The organism is Nostocoides veronense, assembly GCF_039531185.1.
Lineage (GTDB): Bacteria > Actinomycetota > Actinomycetes > Actinomycetales > Dermatophilaceae > Nostocoides_A > Nostocoides_A veronense.
In genome coordinates this window covers 35,143-55,625 of the sequence record NZ_BAAAPO010000001.1, presented here as the reverse complement: position 1 = coordinate 55,625, position 20,483 = coordinate 35,143, and the positions used below count along the sequence as shown (strand labels likewise).

Below are 20,483 nucleotides of genomic sequence, written 5' to 3'. Positions count from 1 at the left end.
TTATACTCTCCGGACATGAAGACCGCGATCTCGGTGCCCGACGCCACCTTCACACGCGTGGAGCGCGTGGCGCGGGCCCATGGGCTGAATCGCTCGCAATTTTTCGCAGCCGCGGCTGAGGCCTATGCGGACACCTTGGAGGGTGATGCCCTGACGGCAGCCATCGATGCCGCGGCCCATGAGGCCGGCCAGGATTCTTCTTCTCGCTTCGCGGTGGCTGCGGCGTCCAGGGTTCTCGAGGTGCCGGGCGACGAATGGTAAGGCGTGGCCAGATCTATTGGTGCGACCTGGCTCCGGCGGTGGGGAGCGCGCCCGCCAAGCGTCGCCCGGTGCTGGTCATCTCCGACGATCGCTACAACCGCAGCAGGCTGGCCACCGTGATCGTCGCGACGCTCACCACCAACACGGGCCTCGCCGCCATGCCGGGAAATGTGTTCCTGTCGTCGACGTCGACGGGGCTGCCCCGCGACAGCGTGGTGAATGTGACGGCGCTCGCGACGCTCGATCGGCGATCGCTGGATGAGCATCCTGCGGGTGGAGTGCCCGAGCACCTCATGGATGAGGTCGATTCGGGCTTACGGCAAGTGCTGGGTCTCGCATAGCCCACAGCAACTGTGCATGAGATTGCGAAACTCTGTATACTCATGCGAGTGTCAATCAAGGTGGCCGTCGCCGGGGCGAGTGGGTATGCCGGGGGCGAACTCGTGCGCCTCCTGCTCGGGCACCCGCACGTCGAGATCGGTGCCCTGACCGCGAGCAGCAATGCCGGCCAGAGCGTGGGATCGGTACACCCGCACCTCACCCCCCTGTTCGATGCCGTGCTCCAGGACACCACCGCAGAATCGTTGGCCGGACACGAGGTGGTCTTCCTCGCACTGCCCCACGGCCACAGCGCAGCCCTCGCGGCCGAACTGCCGCCGGAGGTCGTCGTCATCGACTGCGGCGCAGACTTCCGGCTCGAGAGCGAGGCCGACTGGACCGGCTTTTATGACACGGCATATGCCGGTTGGTGGCCCTATGGTCTGCCGGAACTGCCTCTCGCACAAGGCGATCAGCGCAAGCATCTCAAGGACGCGAAGCGGATCGCCGTCCCCGGCTGCTACCCGACCGCCATCACTCTCGCGCTGGCGCCGGCCCTCAAGGCCGGCGCCATCGCCCCGGACGACCTCGTCGTCGTCGCCGCGTCGGGCACGTCAGGTGCCGGCAAATCCCTCAAACCACATCTCCTCGGCTCCGAGGTGATGGGGGCCATGTCGCCCTATGGCGTCGGGGGTGGGCACCGGCACACGCCGGAAATCGAACAGAACCTCGAAAGGGCCGCAGGGGAGCCCGTGACGGTCTCGTTCACGCCCACCCTCGCGCCGATGGCGCGCGGCATCCTCGCGACCTGCACGGGCAGGCTCGCGGCCGGGGCCACCGCCCAGGAGGTTCGCGCGGCCTATGAGCAGGAGTATGCGGATGAGCCCTGCGTCGTCCTGCTCCCCGAGGGCCGCTGGCCGCGCACCAGCGATGTCGTCGGCTCCAATGCCGTGCACCTCCAGGTGACTGTCGATGAGCGGGTCGGACGAGTGATTGCCGTTGCGGCAGAAGACAATTTGACCAAGGGGACGGCTGGGGCCGCGGTGCAGTGCATGAACATCGCCCTTGGCCTCCCCGAACTGACCGGCCTCTCGCTGGTCGGAATCGCCCCCTGACCGGCAGGAGTGAAGTATGTCCGTCACGCACCCCGCGGGCTTCCGCGCCGCGGGCATTACCGCTGGCCTGAAAGCCAGCGGCAAGCCCGACCTCGCCCTGGTCGTCAACGACGGGCCACAGCACACGGCGGCCGCTGTCTTCACCTCGAACCGCGTCGAGGCCGCGCCGGTCACCTGGTCGCGCCAAGTCCTCGCCGACGCCCGCGTCGACGCGGTGATCCTCAACTCCGGCGGCGCCAATGCGTGCACCGGCCACCAGGGCTTCCAGGACACCCATCGGACGGCCGAGAAGGTCGCCGAACTCCTCGGCCTCTCAGCCGGCGATATCGCCGTCTGCTCCACCGGACTAATCGGTGAGTTGCTCCCGATGGATCTGCTGCTCGCGGGCTGCGAAAGCGCCGCTGCCGCCTTGTCAGCTAGCGGGGGAGCGGACGCCGCGACCGCCATCATGACCACCGACACGGTCTCGAAGCAGGCGCTCTACGAAGCCGACGGCTGGAGCGTCGGCGGCATGGCCAAGGGCGCGGGCATGCTCGCGCCCGGCCTGGCGACCATGCTGGTCGTCCTGACAACTGATGCCGTGGCCGATTCCGAAGACCTCGCCGCGGCCCTGCGTGCGGCCACCAGCCGCACCTTCGATCGGGTCGATTCCGATGGCTGTATGTCGACCAATGACACGGTGATCGCCCTGGCGTCGGGAGCGTCCGGCATACCCGTGCCTGGTCATGGGCTGGAACGAGCCCTGACCGAGGTGTGCGCCGATCTCGCACTGCAACTGGTCCGCGACGCCGAAGGTGCAGCGCACGATATCCGGATCGATATCGTCTCTGCCGCAACGGAAGCCGAAGCCTTGGAGGTTGGGCGCGCCATCGCGCGCAGCAACCTCTTCAAGTGTGCGATCTTCGGCCGGGACCCGAACTGGGGACGCATCCTCGCCGCCGTCGGCACCACCTCGGCGGCCTTCGATCCTACGGCGCTCGATGTCGCGATTAATGGTGTGACCGTGTGCCGTGCCAGCGGCGTCGGCGACGACCGGAACCTTGTCGACCTGTCCGCTCGCGATGTGCACATCGTCGTCCACCTCAACGCAGGGGAAGCCGCGGCGACGATCTGGACCAATGACCTCACGCACGACTACGTCCACGAGAACTCCGCCTACAGCACGTGATCGCGAGCAACCAGACCATGACCGGCGCACATTTGACCGGCACCACCAAACGGGCGGCCCCAGACGCCGCCGCGATCGCCGCGGCCCAGGCCAAGGCCGCGACGCTGGCGGAAGCGTTGCCCTGGCTCGAGCAATTCCAGGATGCGCTGGTCGTGGTCAAATATGGCGGCAATGCGATGACCGACCGTTCCCTGCAGGACGCATTTGCCCAGGACATCGCCTTCATGCGCTTCGCCGGCCTGCGCGTCGTCGTCGTGCACGGCGGCGGGCCGCAGATCAAGACCATGCTCACCCGCCTGGGGATCGCGAGCGAATTCAAGGGCGGCCTGCGCGTCACCACACCCGAGACCATGGACGTCGTCCGCATGGTGCTCACCGGCCAGGTCGGTCGGGAACTCGTCGGCCTGCTCAACCAGCACGGCCCGATTGCTGTCGGCCTCTCCGGTGAGGACGCGGCGCTCTTCGGCGCCCGTCGTCGTGGCGTCATCGTCGACGGCATCGAGCACGACATCGGGCTCGTCGGTGACGTCGTTGAAGTCAATCCGTCTGCGGTGCAAGACATTCTGGCCACCGGTCGGATTCCGGTTGTGTCCACCGTTGCCCCGGACCTCAATGCCGACGGCCAGGTCCTCAATGTCAATGCCGACACCGCCGCTGCCGCGCTCGCGGCGGCACTGGGCGCCCGCAAGCTCGTCGTCCTCACCGATGTCGAGGGTGTGTATGCCGCGTGGCCCGACCGCGACAGCCTCCTGTCCGCAATGGACCTCACCGCGGCTCGAGATCTGCTCAGCAGGGTTGACGAGGGCATGATCCCAAAGCTCGAAGCCTGCATCGCTGCGGTGGAGGGCGGGGTTCCCCAGGCGCACGTTATCGACGGCCGGCAGCCGCACTCACTACTGCTGGAAGTCTTCACCTCCGAAGGCATCGGGACGATGATCGTGCCGGACACGCCACACGCCGCATCGGACGAGCTTCCGAAACAGTCTGGGACACAAGGAGTTCAGCCATGACCGCCAACGCAGAACTCCTCGGCCGCTATGGCGATTCCTTGCTTGGCGTCTTCGGCACCCCGGCGCTCGTGATCGAGCGCGGCGAAGGCTGCTACGTCTGGGATGCCGATGGCAAGCGCTATCTCGACCTGCTCGCCGGCATCGCTGTCAACGCCCTCGGACACAACCACCCCGAGATCGTCGGCGCCGTCTCGAAGCAGGTCGGCGAGGTCGTGCACGTCTCCAACTTCTTCACGACGCGAGCCCAGATCGGCCTGGCCGAGGCACTTCTGAAGGCCGCTGGTGCCCCCGACGGGTCTCGCGTCTTCTTCACCAATTCCGGCACCGAATCGATGGAGGCGGCGATCAAACTTGCACGTCGCACCGGCCGGCCCGGGATCATCGCCGCGCAGGGCGCCTTCCACGGGCGAAGCACCGGCGCGCTGGCGCTGACGGCCAAGGCGGCATACCGCGAGCCCTTCGAGCCCCTCCTCCCCGGGGTGAAGCACATCCCGTATGGCGATGCGGACGCCCTCGCCGGCGCGCTGACACCGGAGGTGGGAGCCGTTGTCCTGGAGCCTATTCAGGGCGAGGCGGGCGTCATCGAGCCGCCTGAAGGCTATCTGCAGCGGGTCCGCGAACTGACCCGCATGGCCGGCGTCTTGATGATCGTGGACGAGGTGCAGACCGGCATCGGCCGCACCGGCGACTGGTTCGCCTTCCAGTCCACGGGCATCGTCCCTGACGCCATCACGATCGCCAAGGGTCTCGGTGGCGGCGTGCCGATTGGCGCCCTGATGACCTTCGGGCCGGAGGTATCCGCGCTCCTCCAGCCCGGCATGCACGGGACGACCTTCGGTGGCAACCCGCTCGCCTGTGCCGCTGGGCTCGCGGTCCTCGCCACGATCACCCGAGACGGCCTGCTAGAGAACGCAATACGCGTTGGCGATGCCTTTGCCGCTGCTGTGGTGGCGCTGGAGCATCCACTGATCTGCGGCGTGCGCGGTCGCGGACTCTTGCGGGGCATTTCCCTCACTGAGCCGATCGCGCCCGCGGTCGCGACCCTCGCCCGGGACGCCGGGTTCATCGTCAACCCCGTGGCGCCGGACACCCTGCGCCTCGCGCCGCCGCTGATCATCACGGCGGCCGAGCTGACCACTTTTGTCGATGCCCTCCCCGCCCTGCTAGATGCCGCCGCGGCCTGAGCCAACTGACCCCACCCGAAAGCCGCTGATCTGTATGCCGATTCGCCACTTCCTCGCCGACGACGACCTGACCCCGGACGAGCAGGCCGAGGTGCTGCGCCGGGCCATCGCGCTCAAGGCGGCACCCTTCAGCGAGCGCCCACTCGAGGGCCCGCAGGTTGTCTCCGTCCTCTTCGACAAGCCGACCTTGCGCACCCAGGTTTCCTTCGTCGGCGCTATCACCGGCCTCGGCGGCTACCCCCTGGTCGTGGACGCCAAACTCGCCCAAGTCGGTGAGCGGGAGTCGATCGCCGATGTCGCCCGCGTCCTCGGGCCGCAGTCACGCGCAATCGTCTGGCGCACCTACGGTCAGGACCGGATCGAGGAGATGGCACGGCACGCTGGTGTTCCCGTCGTCAACGCCCTCACCGACGATTACCACCCCTGCCAGATCCTCGCCGACCTGCAGACCATCCTCGAGCACAAGGGCACCCTTGCCGGCCTGACGATGGCCTATGTCGGAGACGGCGCGAACAATATGGCCCACTCCTACCTTCTGGGTGGCGCGCTAGCCGGCATCCACGTCCGCATCGGGACACCCGCCACGCATCAGCCCAAGTCCGCGATTCTCGCTCGCGCGCAAGCGATTTGCGCGCAAACCGGTGGATCGGTCCAGGTGGGTGACGACCCGATCGCCGCGGTCCACGGCGCCGATATCGTCATCACGGACACCTGGGTCTCGATGGGTATGGAGGCTGAGAAGGACGACCGGCAAGGCGCGGGCTCGCCCTTCGAAAAGTTCGCCGTGACGCCGGAACTGATGGGGCTGGCCGACCCGGCCGCGATCTTCCTGCACTGCTTGCCCGCCTACCGCGGGTACGAAGTCGCCGCCGAAGTTATCGACGGCCCGCAATCCGTCGTCTGGGATGAGGCAGAGAACCGCCTCCACGCGCAGAAAGCGGTCCTCGCGTTCCTGCTCGAGCAGTCGGAGCAGGACGTATGACGGTCGCCACCTCCCGCGGTGCCCGCCAGCAGCGCATCAGCGACCTCCTGCATGAGCATGCGGTCAAGTCTCAGGTCGATTTGCTGGAACTCCTTGCGGCAGAGGGCATCGAAGTCACTCAGGCCACGCTCTCGCGCGATCTCGTCGAGCTTGGCGCGGAGAAGGTGCGAGTCGGCAAGGACCTGATCTATGCCGTGCCCGGCGAAGGCGGCGACCGCTCGGTGCGTCCGGCGCCAGAACGCGCCGAAGTAAGCCGGCGCCTCGCCTCCCGGTGCCAAGAACTGCTCGTGTCTACCGCCGTCTCGGCCAATCTTGTCGTGCTTCGCACTCCGCCCGGGGCCGCGAGCTTCCTCGCCTCGGCCATCGACACCGGTCAGGTTGAGGGCGTGCTCGGCAGCATCGCCGGGGATGACACGATCATGCTCATCACCGAAGGCGTGGCCGCCAGCGAGGCGGTCGCCGCTCACCTGCTCTCCCTGTCCGGGAAGGAAAGCCAGTGACCCACCACGACAGCGCCGACCAGTCGAGCGATGCGACGACTCAGGTGGGGGAGAAGCTCAGCCTCTGGGGCGGCCGCTTCGCGGGCGGACCGGCGGATGCCCTTGCGGCACTGTCGAAGTCGACCCACTTCGACTGGCGGCTGGCGCCCCACGACATCGCCGGCAGCCGCGCGCACGCGCAGGTCCTTGCCGCCGCCGGCCTCCTTGACGACGTGAGTCTCGCCGCCATGCTGGCGGGATTGGACGAACTCGAGGCAGATGTCATCTCTGGCGCCTTCACTCCCGCCGAGGACGACGAGGACGTGCACACCGCCTTGGAACGGGGCCTGATCGAGCGCGCCGGCGCCGATGTCGGCGGACGTCTGCGTGCCGGCCGCTCGCGCAACGACCAGATCGCAACCCTGTTCCGGATGTACCTCCGCGAGCAGGCACAGCACCTCAGTGGGCGCGTCCTCGATGTCGTGGATGCCCTTCTCGCGCAGGCGGATCGCCACCTCGGCGTCGCCATGCCTGGCCGCACCCACCTGCAGCATGCCCAACCGGTGCTGCTCAGCCACCACCTGCTGGCGCACGTCTGGGCGCTGCTGCGCGATGTCGAGCGCTTCGCCGACTGGGACCGGCGAGCCGACCACTCGCCATACGGCTCCGGCGCCCTCGCCGGCTCATCCCTCGGCCTGGACCCCGAGAAGGTCGCCGCGAACCTCGGCTTCTCCCGATCCGTCGAGAACTCCATCGACGGCACGGCCAGTCGCGATTTCGCCGCCGAGTTCGCCTTTGTCTGCGCGATGACCGCTATTGACATCTCCCGGATCGCCGAGGAGGTCGTGCTATGGGCGACCAAGGAGTTCGGCTTCATCCGTCTCGACGATGCCTACTCCACCGGGTCGAGCATCATGCCGCAGAAGAAGAATCCCGATATCGCCGAGTTGGCCCGCGGCAAGGCCGGCCGCCTCGTCGGCGACCTCACCGGCCTGCTGACGACCCTGAAGTCGCTGCCGCTGGCCTATAACCGGGACCTTCAGGAGGACAAGGAGCCGGTCTTCGATGCGATCGACACCCTCTATGTCCTCCTTCCCGCCTTCGCCGGGATGATCGCAACGATGACCTTCGACACCGAGCGCCTCGAAAGCCTTGCGCCCCAGGGGTTCTCGCTCGCCACGGATATCGCCGAGTGGCTGGTACGCCAAGGCGTCGCCTTCCGCATCGCGCATGAAGTCGCCGGTGCCTGTGTCCGCGAATGCGAAACGCGCCGCATCGAGTTGTGGGATCTGGGCGACACCGACTTGGCGGACATTTCACCCCACCTGACCCCCGGAGTGCGCGAGGTTCTCTCCGTCCCGGGGTCGCTGGCTTCCCGCGACGCCAAGGGCGGCACCGCTCCTGTCCGCGTCGCGGAACAGCTGATCGCTGCCAAGAACGCCGTCGCGCAGGCCCGGGCTCCCCGCTGAGTACGACATTCGGCGGGTTCTGGGCCGCCGAATGTCGTACTTTGCGAGGGTGCCCGAGGTTGAGCCCCTGAGTCGCAGCTTCTTCGCGCGCGACGTCCTCGAGGTCGCGCCGGCGCTGCTCGGCTGCCTCCTGATCAATGCCGGCGTGACCCTGCGCCTCACCGAGGTCGAGGCGTATGCGGGGGAGAAGGGTGATCCCGGTTCCCACGCCTTCCGCGGCCAAACCCCTCGCACCGCAGTGATGTTCGGCCCTGCCGGGCATCTCTACGTCTACTTCACCTATGGCATGCACTTTTGCGCCAATGTCGTCACCGGCAGCGAGGGCTTCGCCTCGGCGGTCTTGCTGCGTGCCGGCGAAGTCGTCGACGGTCACGACCTGGCGGCGGCTCGACGGCCGGGCATCCGCGAGCGCGACTGGGCTCGCGGCCCCGCGCGGCTGACCGTGACGATGGGCCTGGGCCGTCCCGACAATGGCGCCGACCTGTGCGGCCCCGCTGCGCAGCCCCGCATCCTTGCGCCATTAACCCCCATCGACCCCGCCACGATCCGCACCGGGCCACGGGTCGGGGTCAGGGGTCCGGGCGGGGACGGCACGGCATACCCCTGGCGGTTCTGGCTCGACGGCGAGCCGACCGTCAGCGTTTATCGTCCGGGAGTCGTGCGGAAGCGCGCGAGGTAGTCGGCGATCTCGCCCCGCACCCGGGTCTTGACGTCGTCGGGGGCGAACGAGACGTCGACGGCAGTAGTCGCCAGCTGCGCCAAGCCCGCCTCGTCCAGCTCGAGAAGCCTTGCCGCCGTAGCGTATTCGGCATTCAGCGTGGTGTTAAACATGGGCGGATCGTCGCTATTGATCGTCACGATCACCCCGGCATCGCGCAGCGCCCGGACGGGGTGATCCTCGATCCGCTCCACGACCCGCGTCGCCAGATTGGAGGTCGGCGAGATCTCCAGGGGTATGCGGTGCTCGGCCAGATAGGCCACGAGAGCGGGATCTTGTGCGGCCGCGATCCCATGACCGATGCGCTCGGCGCCGAGGTCGCGGATGGCGTCCCAGACGGTGTCGGGCCCGGTGGACTCCCCGGAATGCGGCACCGAGTGCAGGCCCGCCGCCCGTGCCCTCGCGAAGTGCGGGGCGAATTGCGGCCGGGGGACCCCGATTTCCGGGCCACCCAAACCGAAGCCGACGAGCGCGTCCGGGGCGTGCCTCTCGGCATACCCGATCGTCGCGTCGGCCGACTCCAAGCCGGCCTCGCCGGGGATGTCATAGATCCAGCGCAGCACGATCCCGTGGTCGCGTTCCGCGGCTCGGCGGGCGTCTTCGATCGCCTCCGCATACGCCTCGATGGGGATCCCTCGACGCACCGAGGTATACGGCGTCATGGTCAGCTCGGCATACCGAACCTGCTGCGCCGCAAGGTCTTTGGCGACCTCATACGTAAGCAGTCGCACATCCTCCGGCGTCCGGACGAGGTCCACGACCGCCAGATAGACGTCGATGAAGTGCGCGAAATCGGTGAACGTGAAGAACTCCCGCAGACCCTCCGGATCGGCCGGCACGGTTGGGCTCGGGTGCCTGGCCACCAGATCGGCCACGATCCGCGGCGACGCCGATCCGACGTGGTGGACGTGCAATTCAGCCTTCGGCAGGCCGGCGATGAAGGTGGTCAGGTCGGGTCCGGTCACGGCAGTGAGTATGCCGCTGCCCCGCCAATTCGCTCGCCCGACCATCTCGCCCTCGCCACCTTGTGGCCATGACCGAGCGCTCGTTATGGCCGCGCCGCACCCCGCGTATGGAGTTGCGCATCCCTTCGCTGGCGGACCTCGACCAGGTGCTGACCTGGCGCAACGAACCGGCCGTCACGCGCTGGATGTTGAGCACGACGGTCGATCCCGACTCCTGGCGGGTCATGGAGAAATGCGGAATGCGTCGTGAACAGCACGGCGTCCAGGACTCCTGGCATGCCGAGTTGGGCTGGGTCGACGGCTATACCTACGCGATCCTGGCCGAGGACTGGCGCGACAGGCTGGTGGCTGACGCGTCCGCGCAGCGGAGCGGCTAGCGTTCCGGGCATGGCGTATGACCGTGAGCTGGCCGAGCGCATCCGTGGCGCGATCTCGGGGGTGGAGGGCGTGCAGGAGAAGGCCATGTTCGGCGGCCTCGCCTTCCTCGTGGACGGTCATATGGCGATCGCCGCGGGCGGCAAGGGTCACCTGATGGCTCGGGTCGACCCCGCGGACGGCATGGACCTAGTCGAGCGACCGGGCGTCCATCTGATGGAAATGGGCGGCCGCTCGATGACCGGGTGGTTGCATGTCGACCAGTCCGCGGTGGACACCGAGACCGCCCTTAGCGAGTGGGTCGATCGCGGCGTGACCTATGTGCGCACCCTCCCGCCGAAGGCCGCGGCGAAGAAGCCCATGGGTCGCAAACCACGAGCTTGAAACCCCACGACGCGGTCCGCGCGCCGGAATCCCGCAGCCTTGGGTGCGAGCGCATGGCAGGCTGGTCGCGCTCCCGCGGCCAACGGCGGGGAGCACACACGGCATACGACCGAAGGGAACAACAAGCGTGAGCAACGTCCTCGATGAGCTGCAGTGGCGCGGAGCGGTGGCGCAGACCACCGACGAGACCGCCCTGCGCCGAGCCCTCGACGACGGGCCCATCACGGTCTATTGCGGCTTCGACCCCACCGCGCCATCCCTCCACTTCGGCAACTTCGTGCAATTGGTTGCCCTGCGTCGCATGCAGCGCGCCGGCCACAAGGTCATCTGCCTCGTCGGCGGCTCCACCGGCCTCATCGGAGACCCGAAACCCACCAGCGAGCGGGTCCTGAAAACCAAGGAGCAGACCGCGGCCAATGTCGCGCGGATCAAAGACCTGGTCCGGCCCTTCCTCGATTTCGATGGCACTGATCCCTCGTGTGCCCACCCGGCGACGCTGGTCGACAACTTGGACTGGACCGCGCCGATGACGGCGCTCGACTTCCTGCGCGAGGTCGGCAAGCACTTCCGGGTCAACCAGATGATCAAGAAGGAAGCTATCTCCGCGCGTCTGGAAAGCCAGGAAGGGATCTCCTACACGGAGTTCAGCTACCAACTCCTGCAGGCCCTGGACTACCTCGAGTTGTTCCGGGCCTATGGCTGTGCCCTCCAGATCGGTGGCTCCGACCAGTGGGGCAATATCACCGCCGGCGTCGACCTCGTGCACCGTGTCGAGGGGGCGACGGTCCACGCCATGACCTCACCACTGCTCACGGACGCTGCGGGCGTGAAGTTCGGCAAATCCGAGGGCAACGCCATCTGGCTGTCAGCGGACATGACCAGCCCCTACGCCTTCTACCAGTACTTCCTCAACATCGAAGATGCCTCGGTCATCACCTTGTTGAAGGTCTTCACCGACCGGACCTCGGCGGAGATCGCCGATCTCGAGCGGCAGGTGGCCGAAGAACCCTTCCGGCGCGCCGCTCAGCGTGCGCTAGCCGGGGACATGACCACCCTCGTCCACGGTGCCGACGCGACGAAGGCAGTACTTGCCGCCTCGGAGGCCCTTTTCGGAAAAGGCGATCTGCGATCGCTCGATGCCGACACGCTGCGCGACGCGACCGCCGAGTTGCCCGGGGCGAGCGTGCAGGTGGGTATGACGCTGACCGACGCCCTCGTCGCCGTCGGCTTGGCCGACTCCCGCAATAGCGCGCGTCGCACGCTGGCCGAGGGCGCGGTCTCGTTGAACGGGCAGAAGGTGACCGATCCGGAGCAGGTCCTGTCTTCCGAGGACTTCTTGCACGCAGCTGTGGCGGTGCTCAAGCGGGGGCGCAAGGCCCAGTTCGCGGCCCGCAACTCCACCGATGACGCCAATCCCACTGTGGCGCAAGAAGATTGAGCAGCTGACAAGGTCAGGACGCGCCCAGACACAGGGCCGATTTGCACGATCAGAGAAATGTCATCTACTGTTTTCCATGTCAGCCCGCAAGGGAGGAACGGACGCCACCGCAGGAGCGATACTCCTGACGAAGACGGCCGGTCCCACGGACTGAACGCCACTCTGAAGGCAAGGATCCCGATCCACACCTTCACGCCAGATCGGAAACCAAGCCGATTTGGAAGCAGCCGAAAAGGACTGCTAGAGTAGTGAAAAGCCGCGCAGATCCAAGCGCGTCTTCGCACCGGCCGGCTCACCTGCTGATCAGCAGAGAGCGGATGACGGAGTTGACGCCCAAGCATGGGTGCGGTAAGCTAGAACGGTTGCCCCAAATCGAGATCAGGTCAAAAGACCTGGGTCGTTTGGTGCGCGTCCGAACCTTGAGAACTCAACAGCGTGTCAAAAATCGATGCCAATAACCTCGTCGCAGGTTGGCGCAGAAGCGAGCTTCAGCTCGACGACGGCCACACTGCACGAAATCCTTTTGGTTGACAACGATCATCTAGCAATAGCTAGTTGTTCTTGCTCAGTCAGTTTTTTACCCTTCGTGGGTTAGAGATTTCCGGATGGCTTGCCATCCGGGCTCAAACATCAACGGAGAGTTTGATCCTGGCTCAGGACGAACGCTGGCGGCGTGCTTAACACATGCAAGTCGAACGGTGACGAGGAGCTTGCTCCTCTGATCAGTGGCGAACGGGTGAGTAACACGTGAGTAACCTGCCCCAGACTCTGGAATAACAGTTGGAAACAGCTGCTAATACCGGATACGAGACGGAGCCGCATGGCTACCGTCTGGAAAGTTTTTCGGTCTGGGATGGACGCGCGGCCTATCAGCTTGTTGGTGAGGTAATGGCTCACCAAGGCGACGACGGGTAGCCGGCCTGAGAGGGCGACCGGCCACACTGGGACTGAGACACGGCCCAGACTCCTACGGGAGGCAGCAGTGGGGAATATTGCACAATGGGCGAAAGCCTGATGCAGCGACGCCGCGTGAGGGATGACGGCCTTCGGGTTGTAAACCTCTTTCAGCAGGGAAGAAGCGCAAGTGACGGTACCTGCAGAAGAAGCACCGGCTAACTACGTGCCAGCAGCCGCGGTAATACGTAGGGTGCGAGCGTTGTCCGGAATTATTGGGCGTAAAGAGCTTGTAGGCGGTTTGTCGCGTCTGCTGTGAAAATCCGGGGCTCAACCCCGGACTTGCAGTGGGTACGGGCAGACTAGAGTGTGGTAGGGGAGACTGGAATTCCTGGTGTAGCGGTGAAATGCGCAGATATCAGGAGGAACACCAATGGCGAAGGCAGGTCTCTGGGCCATCACTGACGCTGAGAAGCGAAAGCGTGGGGAGCGAACAGGATTAGATACCCTGGTAGTCCACGCCGTAAACGTTGGGCGCTAGGTGTGGGACTCATTTCACGAGTTCTGTGCCGCAGCTAACGCATTAAGCGCCCCGCCTGGGGAGTACGGCCGCAAGGCTAAAACTCAAAGGAATTGACGGGGGCCCGCACAAGCGGCGGAGCATGTGGATTAATTCGATGCAACGCGAAGAACCTTACCAAGGCTTGACATATACGAGAATGCGGCAGAGATGCCGAGCTCTTTGGACACTCGTATACAGGTGGTGCATGGTTGTCGTCAGCTCGTGTCGTGAGATGTTGGGTTAAGTCCCGCAACGAGCGCAACCCTCGTTCTATGTTGCCAGCGCGTTATGGCGGGGACTCATAGAAGACTGCCGGGGTCAACTCGGAGGAAGGTGGGGATGACGTCAAATCATCATGCCCCTTATGTCTTGGGCTTCACACATGCTACAATGGCCGGTACAAAGGGCTGCGAAACCGCGAGGTGGAGCGAATCCCATAAAACCGGTCTCAGTTCGGATTGGGGTCTGCAACTCGACCCCATGAAGTCGGAGTCGCTAGTAATCGCAGATCAGCAACGCTGCGGTGAATACGTTCCCGGGCCTTGTACACACCGCCCGTCAAGTCACGAAAGTCGGTAACACCCGAAGCCGGTGGCCTAACCTTTTAGGAGGGAGCCGTCGAAGGTGGGACTGGTGATTGGGACTAAGTCGTAACAAGGTAGCCGTACCGGAAGGTGCGGCTGGATCACCTCCTTTCTAAGGAGCACTGGCCACGAACGTGGTCCAGGGCCTCGCCTGCGGCGAACGCCCGCAGGGAGGAGCTCATGGGTGGAACATCGATTAGTTGGCAGCTGCACGATCCAGCGCCGCAAGTACAAGTCGTAAGACAGTGGAACGCGAGCAGGACCGGCATGCTGCCTGACACGTTGTTGGGTCCTGAAGGCTCGGGCGCAAGCCCCCTTCACGGACCGAGGAAGTCGGTCTCGGACTTCACAAATCTGCCGAACCACTCGCGATGGCGAGCAGGCGCAGGACCTTGTGATGAGCCGCCCGTATTTTGAGAACTACACAGTGGACGCGAGCATCTTTGTGGCTCAAGTTTATAAGGGCACATGGTGGATGCCTTGGCACCAGGAACCGAAGAAGGACGTAGGAATCTGCGATAAGCCTCGGGGAGTCGATAACCAGACTGTGATCCGAGGATTTCCGAATGGGGAAACCCGGCTGGAGGCAAGTCCAGTCACTCTCACCTGAATATATAGGGTGAGTAGAGGGAACGTGGGGAAGTGAAACATCTCAGTACCCACAGGAAGAGAAAGCAACCGCGATTCCGTAAGTAGTGGCGAGCGAAAGCGGAACAGGCCAAACCGAGCGTGTGTGATAGCTGTCAGGCGTTGCACGTTCGGGGTTGTGGGATTTCTTAGCCGGCTCTGACAAGTCGGCATGGAGTCAAAAATTCGCGTCATAGTCGAAGGACATTGAAAGGTCCAGCATAGAGGGTGCCACTCCCGTAGACGAAATGGCGTGAACTTCAGAGAAATATCCCAAGTAGCACGGGGCCCGAGAAATCCCGTGTGAATCTGGCGGGACCACCCGCTAAGCCTAAATATTCCCTGGTGACCGATAGCGGACAAGTACCGTGAGGGAAAGGTGAAAAGTACCCCGGGAGGGGAGTGAAATAGATCCTGAAACCATGTGCCTACAATCCGTTGGAGCCTCCTTGTGGGGTGACAGCGTGCCTTTTGAAGAATGAGCCTGCGAGTTAGTGCTCGGTGGCGAGGTTAACCCGTGTGGGGAAGCCGTAGCGAAAGCGAGTCCGAATAGGGCGCCATAGTCGCCGGGTCTAGACCCGAAGCGGAGTGATCTACCCATGGCCAGGTTGAAGCGACGGTAAGACGTCGTGGAGGACCGAACCCACTTAGGTTGAAAACTGAGGGGATGAGCTGTGGGTAGGGGTGAAAGGCCAATCAAACTCCGTGATAGCTGGTTCTCCCCGAAATGCATTTAGGTGCAGCGTCACGTGTTTCTTACCGGAGGTAGAGCTACTGGATAGCCGATGGGCCTCGCCAGGTTACTGACGTTAGCCAAACTCCGAATGCCGGTAAGTGAGAGCGTGGCAGTGAGACTGCGGGGGATAAGCTCCGTAGTCGAGAGGGAAACAGCCCAGACCACCAGCTAAGGTCCCTAAGCGTGTGCTAAGTGGGAAAGGATGTGAAGTTGCATTGACAACCAGGAGGTTGGCTTAGAAGCAGCCACCCTTTAAAGAGTGCGTAATAGCTCACTGGTCAAGTGATTCCGCGCCGACAATGTAGCGGGGCTCAAGCACACCACCGAAGCTGTGGCATTGACACACTGCCTGGCGCAAGTCCAAGCGTGTTGATGGGTAGGGGAGCGTCGTGTGGCGAGTGAAGCGGCGGAGTGATCCAGCCGTGGACGCCACACGAGTGAGAATGCAGGCATGAGTAGCGAATGACGGGTGAGAAACCCGTCCGCCGAATAACCAAGGGTTCCAGGGTCAAGCTAATCTGCCCTGGGTAAGTCGGGACCTAAGGCGAGGCCGACAGGCGTAGTCGATGGACATCCGGTTGATATTCCGGAACCGGCGAAGAACCGCCCCTGATGAACCTAGTAATGCTAAGCGCCCAAAGCTCACGGACGTCTTCGGACTGATGTGAGTGGAGCGCGCGACCCGAACTAGTAGTAGTCAAGCGATGGAGAGACGCAGGAAGGTAGCCTCCGCGTGGCGATGGTAGTCCACGTCTAAGGGTGTAGGGAGTGAGATAGGCAAATCCGTCTCACACATATCCTGAGACCTGATAGTGACCGCGAATGCGGGAAGCAGGGTGATCCTATGCTGCCAAGAAAATCTTCTAGCGAGGTTCTAGCCGCCCGTACCCCAAACCGACTCAGGTGGTTAGGTAGAGAATACCAAGGCGATCGAGTGAATCGTAGTTAAGGAATTCGGCAAAATGCCCCCGTAACTTCGGGAGAAGGGGGGCCCGGATTCTGAAGTCCTTTACGGACTAGGATGATGGGCCGCAGAGACCAGGGAGAAGCGACTGTTTACTAAAAACACAGGTCCGTGCGAAGTTGCAAAACGATGTATACGGACTGACGCCTGCCCGGTGCTGGAAGGTTAAGAGGACGGGTTAGACGCAAGTCGAAGCTCAGAATTTAAGCCCCAGTAAACGGCGGTGGTAACTATAACCATCCTAAGGTAGCGAAATTCCTTGTCGGGTAAGTTCCGACCTGCACGAATGGCGTAACGACTTCTCCACTGTCTCAACTGCGAACTCGGCGAAATTGCATTACGAGTAAAGATGCTCGTTACGCGCAGCAGGACGGAAAGACCCCGGGACCTTTACTATAGCTTGGTATTGGTGTTTGGGACGGCTTGTGTAGGATAGGTGGGAGACTTTGAAGCCGGCACGCCAGTGTCGGTGGAGTCAACGTTGAAATACCACTCTGGTCGTTCTGAATATCTAACCTCGGTCCGTGATCCGGATCAGGGACATTGCCTGGTGGGTAGTTTAACTGGGGCGGTTGCCTCCTAAAATGTAACGGAGGCGCTCAAAGGTTCCCTCAATCTGGTTGGCAATCAGATTTCGAGTGTAAGTGCACAAGGGAGCTTGACTGTGAGACTGACAAGTCCAGCAGGGACGAAAGTCGGAACTAGTGACCCGACGGTGGCTTGTGGAAGCGCCGTCGCTCAACGGATAAAAGGTACCCCGGGGATAACAGGCTGATCTTGCCCAAGAGTCCATATCGACGGCATGGTTTGGCACCTCGATGTCGGCTCGTCGCATCCTGGGGGTGTAGTCGCTCCCAAGGGTTGGGCTGTTCGCCCATTAAAGCGGTACGCGAGCTGGGTTTAGAACGTCGTGAGACAGTTCGGTCCCTATCCGCTGTGCGCGTAGGAAACTTGAGAAAGGCTGACCCTAGTACGAGAGGACCGGGTTGGACGAACCTCTGGTGTGTCAGTTGTCTTGCCAAAGGCACGGCTGATTGGCTACGTTCGGAAGTGATAACCGCTGAAAGCATCTAAGCGGGAAGCACGTTTCAAGATGAGGTTTCCATGGGCTTTGCCCGAGAGGCTCCCAGTAGACGACTGGGTTGATAGGCCAGATGTGGAAGTGCGGCAACGCATGTAGCTGACTGGTACTAATAAGCCGATAACTTGACCAACACATCGCAAGATGTATTAGATTTTGCTCGCGTCCACTGTGCAGTTCCCGAGATACGGTCGGGAACAGATTGATATCTCCATAGAGTTTCGGCTGTCATAGCGAAGGGGAAACGCCCGGCTCCATTCCGAACCCGGAAGCTAAGCCCTTCAGCGCCGATGGTACTGCACTGGTGACGGTGTGGGAGAGTAGGACGCAGCCGGACAAACATTAGTCAAAACGCCCTCCCGGAAACGGTCGAGGGCGTTTTGCATTTTCCGGGCCATGGTGGCCTCGGAGCTGATTTGAGAGGATGCCGCCGTGAGCGAGCACGACAACGAGCGCGCGGGGCGCGGATCTGACCGCCGCGGTGGCGATGGCCGACGTAGCGACCGGCCCACGAACGACGGCGCGAGTGGTCGCCGGGATAGCAGTGATCGGCGCGGCCCGCGTGATGGTGGTGACCGTTGGGGCAACCGGACCGATCGCCCCCAGCGCACGGACCGGTACGACCGAGGGGAGCGGCCCGAGCGGCGTACTCCACGCGATGGTGATGAGCGGCGCGGCCCCCGGGATGGTGGTGGTGACCGTTGGGGCAACCGGACCGATCGCCCCCAGCGCACGGACCGGTACGACCGAGGGGAGCGGCCCGAGCGGCGTACTCCACGTGACGGTGATGACCGGCGCGGCCCCCGGGACGGCGGTGGTGACCGGCGCGGCCCCCGGGACGGCGGTGGTGACCGTTGGGGCAACCGGACCGATCGCCCCCAGCGCACGGACCGGTACGACCGAGGGGAGCGGCCCGAGCGGCGTACTCCACGTGACGGTGATGACCGGCGCGGCCCCCGGGACGGCGGTGGTGACCGTTGGGGCAACCGGACCGATCGCCCCCAGCGCACGGACCGGTACGACCGAGGGGAGCGGTCCGAGCGGCGTATTCCACGCGATGGTGATGATCGGCGTGGTCGCCGTGATGCGGACCGCCGAGGCCCGCGTCCCGGAGGGGACCGTTGGGGCAACCGCACCGATCGGCCGCAACGATCAGAGCGCTACGACCGCGGTGACCGTGCCGAGGGGCGTCCGGGTCGTGACGATTCTCGAGGTGCACGGCCGGACGGCAGCCGTGGCGGGCGGGACGAGCGCGATCTGCGGCCGCGGTATATCGACCGGCGCGAGCCTGGTGCCGATCGGCCACGGGAGTTGCCGATTGAGGAAGGCGTTACCGGCAAGGAATTGGACCGCGAGGTCTGGACTCAGCTTCGCACTCTGACAAAAGAGAACGCCGAGGGCGTCGCGCAACACCTGGTCATGGTTGCGATCCGGCTGGCCGAAGACGATCTGGACGCGGCCATGGGTCATGCCGAGACCGTCGTGCGCCGAGCCGGCCGTGTGCCGGCGGCTCGCGAGGCGATGGGAATGGTCGCGTACCGCCAAGGCGATTTCGCCCGGGCGCTGACCGAGTTCCGTACCGTGCGTCGGCTGAGTGGATCGTCGCACCTGCTGCCGCTGATGGTCGACTGCGAGCGCGGTCTAGGCCGCGGTGATCGCGCCCTGGCCCTTGCTACCAGCCTTGAGGCGCGAGAGCTGGGTGCGGCGGAGCAGGCAGAACTGCTGATCGTCGTCGCCGGCGTCCGCCGAGACCTCGGTCAGATCGACGCCGCGGTCCTCATGCTTGAGCGCGCGGTCTATGGGCCGCCTCGGCCGTGGAGCGCCCGCCTCTACTACGCCTATGCTGATGCCCTCACGGAGAAGGGTGACGTCGACGGCGCGCGCAAATGGTTCGCGATGGCAGCCGCGGCCGACACCGAGCTCGTCACCGATGCGGCCGAGCGTCTCGACGAGCTCGACGGCATCATCGTCGTGGACCTCCACGATGACCTCGATGAGGATGACGACTTCGAGGACCACGAGGACTTCGAAGACGACGAGGACGAAAACGTCGACGATGCGGGCACTATTGACGCTGTCGGCATCGACGATCGCGACCGAGAGCCAGAACCAGCCCAGGACCGCGATGCCTGACACGGCGGGCGGGCCGGGGAGCCTGGTAGCGGCATACGACGGGATCGTCTGCGACCTTGACGGGGTCGTCTATCGCGGCCCGGCGGCTGTTCCGGGCGCCGTTGAGGCGCTCGGCGAACTGGCCGTGCCGATCGTCTATGCGACGAACAACGCCTCGCGGCCCCCGGCCGCGGTGGCCGCGCATCTGCGCGAGCTCGGTCTGGCGACTGAGGCCGGCGCGGTCGTCAACTCCTCGATGGCCGGGGCAGCCGAGATCGCACGGCGAGTGCCGCCGGGCAGCCGAGTGCTGGCGATTGGCGGTGTTGGCGTCGCGGAAGCCTTGGCCGCGGTGGGTCTGGATCCGGTCGGCGACGCGACCGAGCCGGTGGCGGCGGTGCTGCAGGGCTACGGCCCGGACGTGCGGGCCACGGACCTGGCGGAAGCGGCATACGCCGTGGGCGGGGGAGCGCAGTGGGTCGCGACGAACACCGACCTGACCCTGCCGACCGACCGTGGCATCGCCCCAGGAAATGGCTCGCTCGTCCACTGTGTTGCGCTGGCGACCGGGCAGCAGCCCTTCGTCGTGGGCAAGCCGGAGGCGCCGCTCTATCTGATCAGTTGCGAAGTGCTTGGGTTGGCGCCCGCGCGCGTGCTCGCCGTCGGGGACCGGCTGGAGACCGACATCCTCGGGGCGTACGCCGCGGGCATGGACTCCGTGCTCGTCCTGACCGGCGTCCACGGCGCCCGTGATGCCGCGCTGGCCCCGGTGGGGGAGCGGCCGACATACCTCGTGGGCGACCTTGGGGAGCTGTCGATGCCCTATCTCGGCGTGGTGGCGGACGGCGACGGATTCCGTTGCGGGAGTATTCATGTCCGCCTTGACGGCGAGCGCCTGATCATGGCTGGCGACGACGATCCGTTGCCGGTGATGCGCGCCGGGATGGCGGCCATCTGGGCCGCTGCGGATGCTGGCGCGGCACCTGAGACGCTGCGCGAGCTCGCGGAGGCCCTGCCCGACCGGATGTAGCTCGAGAGCCGCAGGACGCAGTCGGCGCTG

The 20,483-nt window shown here is 64.7% G+C and carries 17 protein-coding genes and 3 rRNA genes; 19 read left to right on the top strand and 1 reads right to left on the bottom strand.

The window, feature by feature from the left end:
• Positions 1 to 15: 15 nt before the first annotated feature.
• From ABD225_RS00260 to ABD225_RS00215, 10 genes are read left to right on the top strand one after another with little or no spacing between them, the layout of a single operon-like run.
• The gene (locus tag ABD225_RS00260; protein ID WP_344079577.1) at positions 16 to 261 is read left to right on the top strand and encodes a CopG family transcriptional regulator; all 246 of its coding nucleotides are present in this window, start codon (positions 16 to 18) and stop codon (positions 259 to 261) included.
• Positions 255 to 602 carry a type II toxin-antitoxin system PemK/MazF family toxin gene (locus tag ABD225_RS00255; RefSeq protein ID WP_344079575.1) on the top strand — a complete coding sequence of 116 codons (348 nt, stop codon included), beginning with the start codon at positions 255 to 257 and terminating at the stop codon, positions 600 to 602. Before ABD225_RS00260 ends, ABD225_RS00255 begins: the two co-directional genes overlap by 7 nt.
• 48 nt (positions 603 to 650) lie before the next feature.
• Positions 651 to 1,694: an N-acetyl-gamma-glutamyl-phosphate reductase gene (gene argC, locus ABD225_RS00250; RefSeq protein WP_344079573.1), complete on the top strand. Its 1,044-nt coding sequence runs from the start codon at positions 651 to 653 to the stop codon at positions 1,692 to 1,694.
• A gap of 16 nt (positions 1,695 to 1,710) precedes the next feature.
• Positions 1,711 to 2,862, top strand: coding sequence for a bifunctional glutamate N-acetyltransferase/amino-acid acetyltransferase ArgJ (argJ, locus tag ABD225_RS00245; protein WP_344079571.1), 1,152 nt, complete (start codon positions 1,711 to 1,713; stop codon positions 2,860 to 2,862).
• 17 nt (positions 2,863 to 2,879) lie between these two features.
• Positions 2,880 to 3,872: an acetylglutamate kinase gene (gene argB, locus ABD225_RS00240; RefSeq protein WP_344079569.1), complete on the top strand. Its 993-nt coding sequence runs from the start codon at positions 2,880 to 2,882 to the stop codon at positions 3,870 to 3,872.
• Positions 3,869 to 5,056 carry an acetylornithine transaminase gene (locus ABD225_RS00235; RefSeq protein ID WP_344079567.1) on the top strand — a complete coding sequence of 396 codons (1,188 nt, stop codon included), beginning with the start codon at positions 3,869 to 3,871 and terminating at the stop codon, positions 5,054 to 5,056. Before argB ends, ABD225_RS00235 begins: the two co-directional genes overlap by 4 nt.
• Positions 5,057 to 5,090: 34 nt before the next feature.
• Positions 5,091 to 6,038, top strand: coding sequence for an ornithine carbamoyltransferase (argF, locus tag ABD225_RS00230; protein ID WP_344079565.1), 948 nt, complete (start codon positions 5,091 to 5,093; stop codon positions 6,036 to 6,038).
• Positions 6,035 to 6,538, top strand: coding sequence for an arginine repressor (locus ABD225_RS00225; RefSeq protein WP_344079563.1), 504 nt, complete (start codon positions 6,035 to 6,037; stop codon positions 6,536 to 6,538). Before argF ends, ABD225_RS00225 begins: the two co-directional genes overlap by 4 nt.
• Positions 6,535 to 7,986: an argininosuccinate lyase gene (gene argH, locus ABD225_RS00220; protein ID WP_425564287.1), complete on the top strand. Its 1,452-nt coding sequence runs from the start codon at positions 6,535 to 6,537 to the stop codon at positions 7,984 to 7,986. Before ABD225_RS00225 ends, argH begins: the two co-directional genes overlap by 4 nt.
• Positions 7,987 to 8,017: 31 nt before the next feature.
• Positions 8,018 to 8,665 carry a DNA-3-methyladenine glycosylase gene (locus ABD225_RS00215; RefSeq protein ID WP_425564286.1) on the top strand — a complete coding sequence of 216 codons (648 nt, stop codon included), beginning with the start codon at positions 8,018 to 8,020 and terminating at the stop codon, positions 8,663 to 8,665.
• On the opposite strand, the gene ABD225_RS00210 is transcribed toward ABD225_RS00215, so the two are convergent.
• Positions 8,629 to 9,669 (bottom strand): adenosine deaminase, encoded by a 1,041-nt coding sequence (locus tag ABD225_RS00210; RefSeq protein ID WP_344079558.1) that lies wholly within the window; start codon positions 9,667 to 9,669, stop codon positions 8,629 to 8,631. The two genes, ABD225_RS00215 and ABD225_RS00210, sit on opposite strands and share 37 nt — an antisense overlap.
• Positions 9,670 to 9,737: 68 nt before the next feature.
• Between ABD225_RS00210 and ABD225_RS00205 the strand changes: the two genes are divergently transcribed.
• The 9 genes from ABD225_RS00205 to ABD225_RS00165 all read left to right on the top strand — a co-directional run bounded on the left by ABD225_RS00205 (position 9,738) and on the right by ABD225_RS00165 (position 20,453).
• Positions 9,738 to 10,046, top strand: coding sequence for a GNAT family N-acetyltransferase (locus ABD225_RS00205; protein ID WP_344079555.1), 309 nt, complete (start codon positions 9,738 to 9,740; stop codon positions 10,044 to 10,046).
• 10 nt (positions 10,047 to 10,056) lie between these two features.
• A complete protein-coding gene (locus ABD225_RS00200) occupies positions 10,057 to 10,428 on the top strand; it encodes a TfoX/Sxy family protein (RefSeq protein WP_344079552.1) in 372 nt (123 codons plus the stop codon).
• A gap of 127 nt (positions 10,429 to 10,555) precedes the next feature.
• A complete protein-coding gene (gene tyrS, locus ABD225_RS00195; RefSeq protein ID WP_344079549.1) occupies positions 10,556 to 11,866 on the top strand; it encodes a tyrosine--tRNA ligase in 1,311 nt (436 codons plus the stop codon).
• 630 nt (positions 11,867 to 12,496) lie between these two features.
• Positions 12,497 to 14,018 (top strand): 16S ribosomal RNA (locus tag ABD225_RS00190).
• A 336-nt stretch (positions 14,019 to 14,354) separates the two neighbouring features.
• Positions 14,355 to 17,447: ribosomal RNA gene (locus ABD225_RS00185) — 23S ribosomal RNA — on the top strand.
• Positions 17,448 to 17,534: 87 nt separating this feature from the next.
• Positions 17,535 to 17,651, top strand: a 5S ribosomal RNA gene (gene rrf, locus ABD225_RS00180).
• The 16S, 23S and 5S rRNA genes sit together here, the layout of an rRNA operon.
• A 144-nt stretch (positions 17,652 to 17,795) precedes the next feature.
• A complete protein-coding gene (locus tag ABD225_RS00175; protein ID WP_344079746.1) occupies positions 17,796 to 18,695 on the top strand; it encodes a hypothetical protein in 900 nt (299 codons plus the stop codon).
• The gene (locus tag ABD225_RS00170) at positions 18,626 to 19,447 is read left to right on the top strand and encodes a tetratricopeptide repeat protein (protein WP_344079546.1); all 822 of its coding nucleotides are present in this window, start codon (positions 18,626 to 18,628) and stop codon (positions 19,445 to 19,447) included. The genes ABD225_RS00175 and ABD225_RS00170 overlap by 70 nt, the downstream gene beginning before the upstream one ends.
• Positions 19,440 to 20,453, top strand: coding sequence for an HAD-IIA family hydrolase (locus ABD225_RS00165; protein ID WP_344079543.1), 1,014 nt, complete (start codon positions 19,440 to 19,442; stop codon positions 20,451 to 20,453). Before ABD225_RS00170 ends, ABD225_RS00165 begins: the two co-directional genes overlap by 8 nt.
• The last annotated feature ends 30 nt before the right edge of the window (positions 20,454 to 20,483 follow it).

Bases quoted from the DNA above. Each gene is read 5' to 3' on its own strand.
- ABD225_RS00260 (WP_344079577.1), top strand. From the start codon at position 16: ATGAAGACCGCGATCTCGGTGCCCGACGCCACCTTCACACGCGTGGAG.
- ABD225_RS00255 (WP_344079575.1), top strand. From the start codon at position 255: ATGGTAAGGCGTGGCCAGATCTATTGGTGCGACCTGGCTCCGGCGGTG.
- argJ (WP_344079571.1), top strand. From the start codon at position 1,711: ATGTCCGTCACGCACCCCGCGGGCTTCCGCGCCGCGGGCATTACCGCT.
- argB (WP_344079569.1), top strand. From the start codon at position 2,880: ATGACCGGCGCACATTTGACCGGCACCACCAAACGGGCGGCCCCAGAC.
- ABD225_RS00235 (WP_344079567.1), top strand. From the start codon at position 3,869: ATGACCGCCAACGCAGAACTCCTCGGCCGCTATGGCGATTCCTTGCTT.
- argF (WP_344079565.1), top strand. From the start codon at position 5,091: ATGCCGATTCGCCACTTCCTCGCCGACGACGACCTGACCCCGGACGAG.
- ABD225_RS00225 (WP_344079563.1), top strand. From the start codon at position 6,035: ATGACGGTCGCCACCTCCCGCGGTGCCCGCCAGCAGCGCATCAGCGAC.
- ABD225_RS00215 (WP_425564286.1), top strand. From the start codon at position 8,018: ATGTCGTACTTTGCGAGGGTGCCCGAGGTTGAGCCCCTGAGTCGCAGC.
- ABD225_RS00205 (WP_344079555.1), top strand. From the start codon at position 9,738: ATGACCGAGCGCTCGTTATGGCCGCGCCGCACCCCGCGTATGGAGTTG.
- ABD225_RS00200 (WP_344079552.1), top strand. From the start codon at position 10,057: ATGGCGTATGACCGTGAGCTGGCCGAGCGCATCCGTGGCGCGATCTCG.
- ABD225_RS00165 (WP_344079543.1), top strand. From the start codon at position 19,440: ATGCCTGACACGGCGGGCGGGCCGGGGAGCCTGGTAGCGGCATACGAC.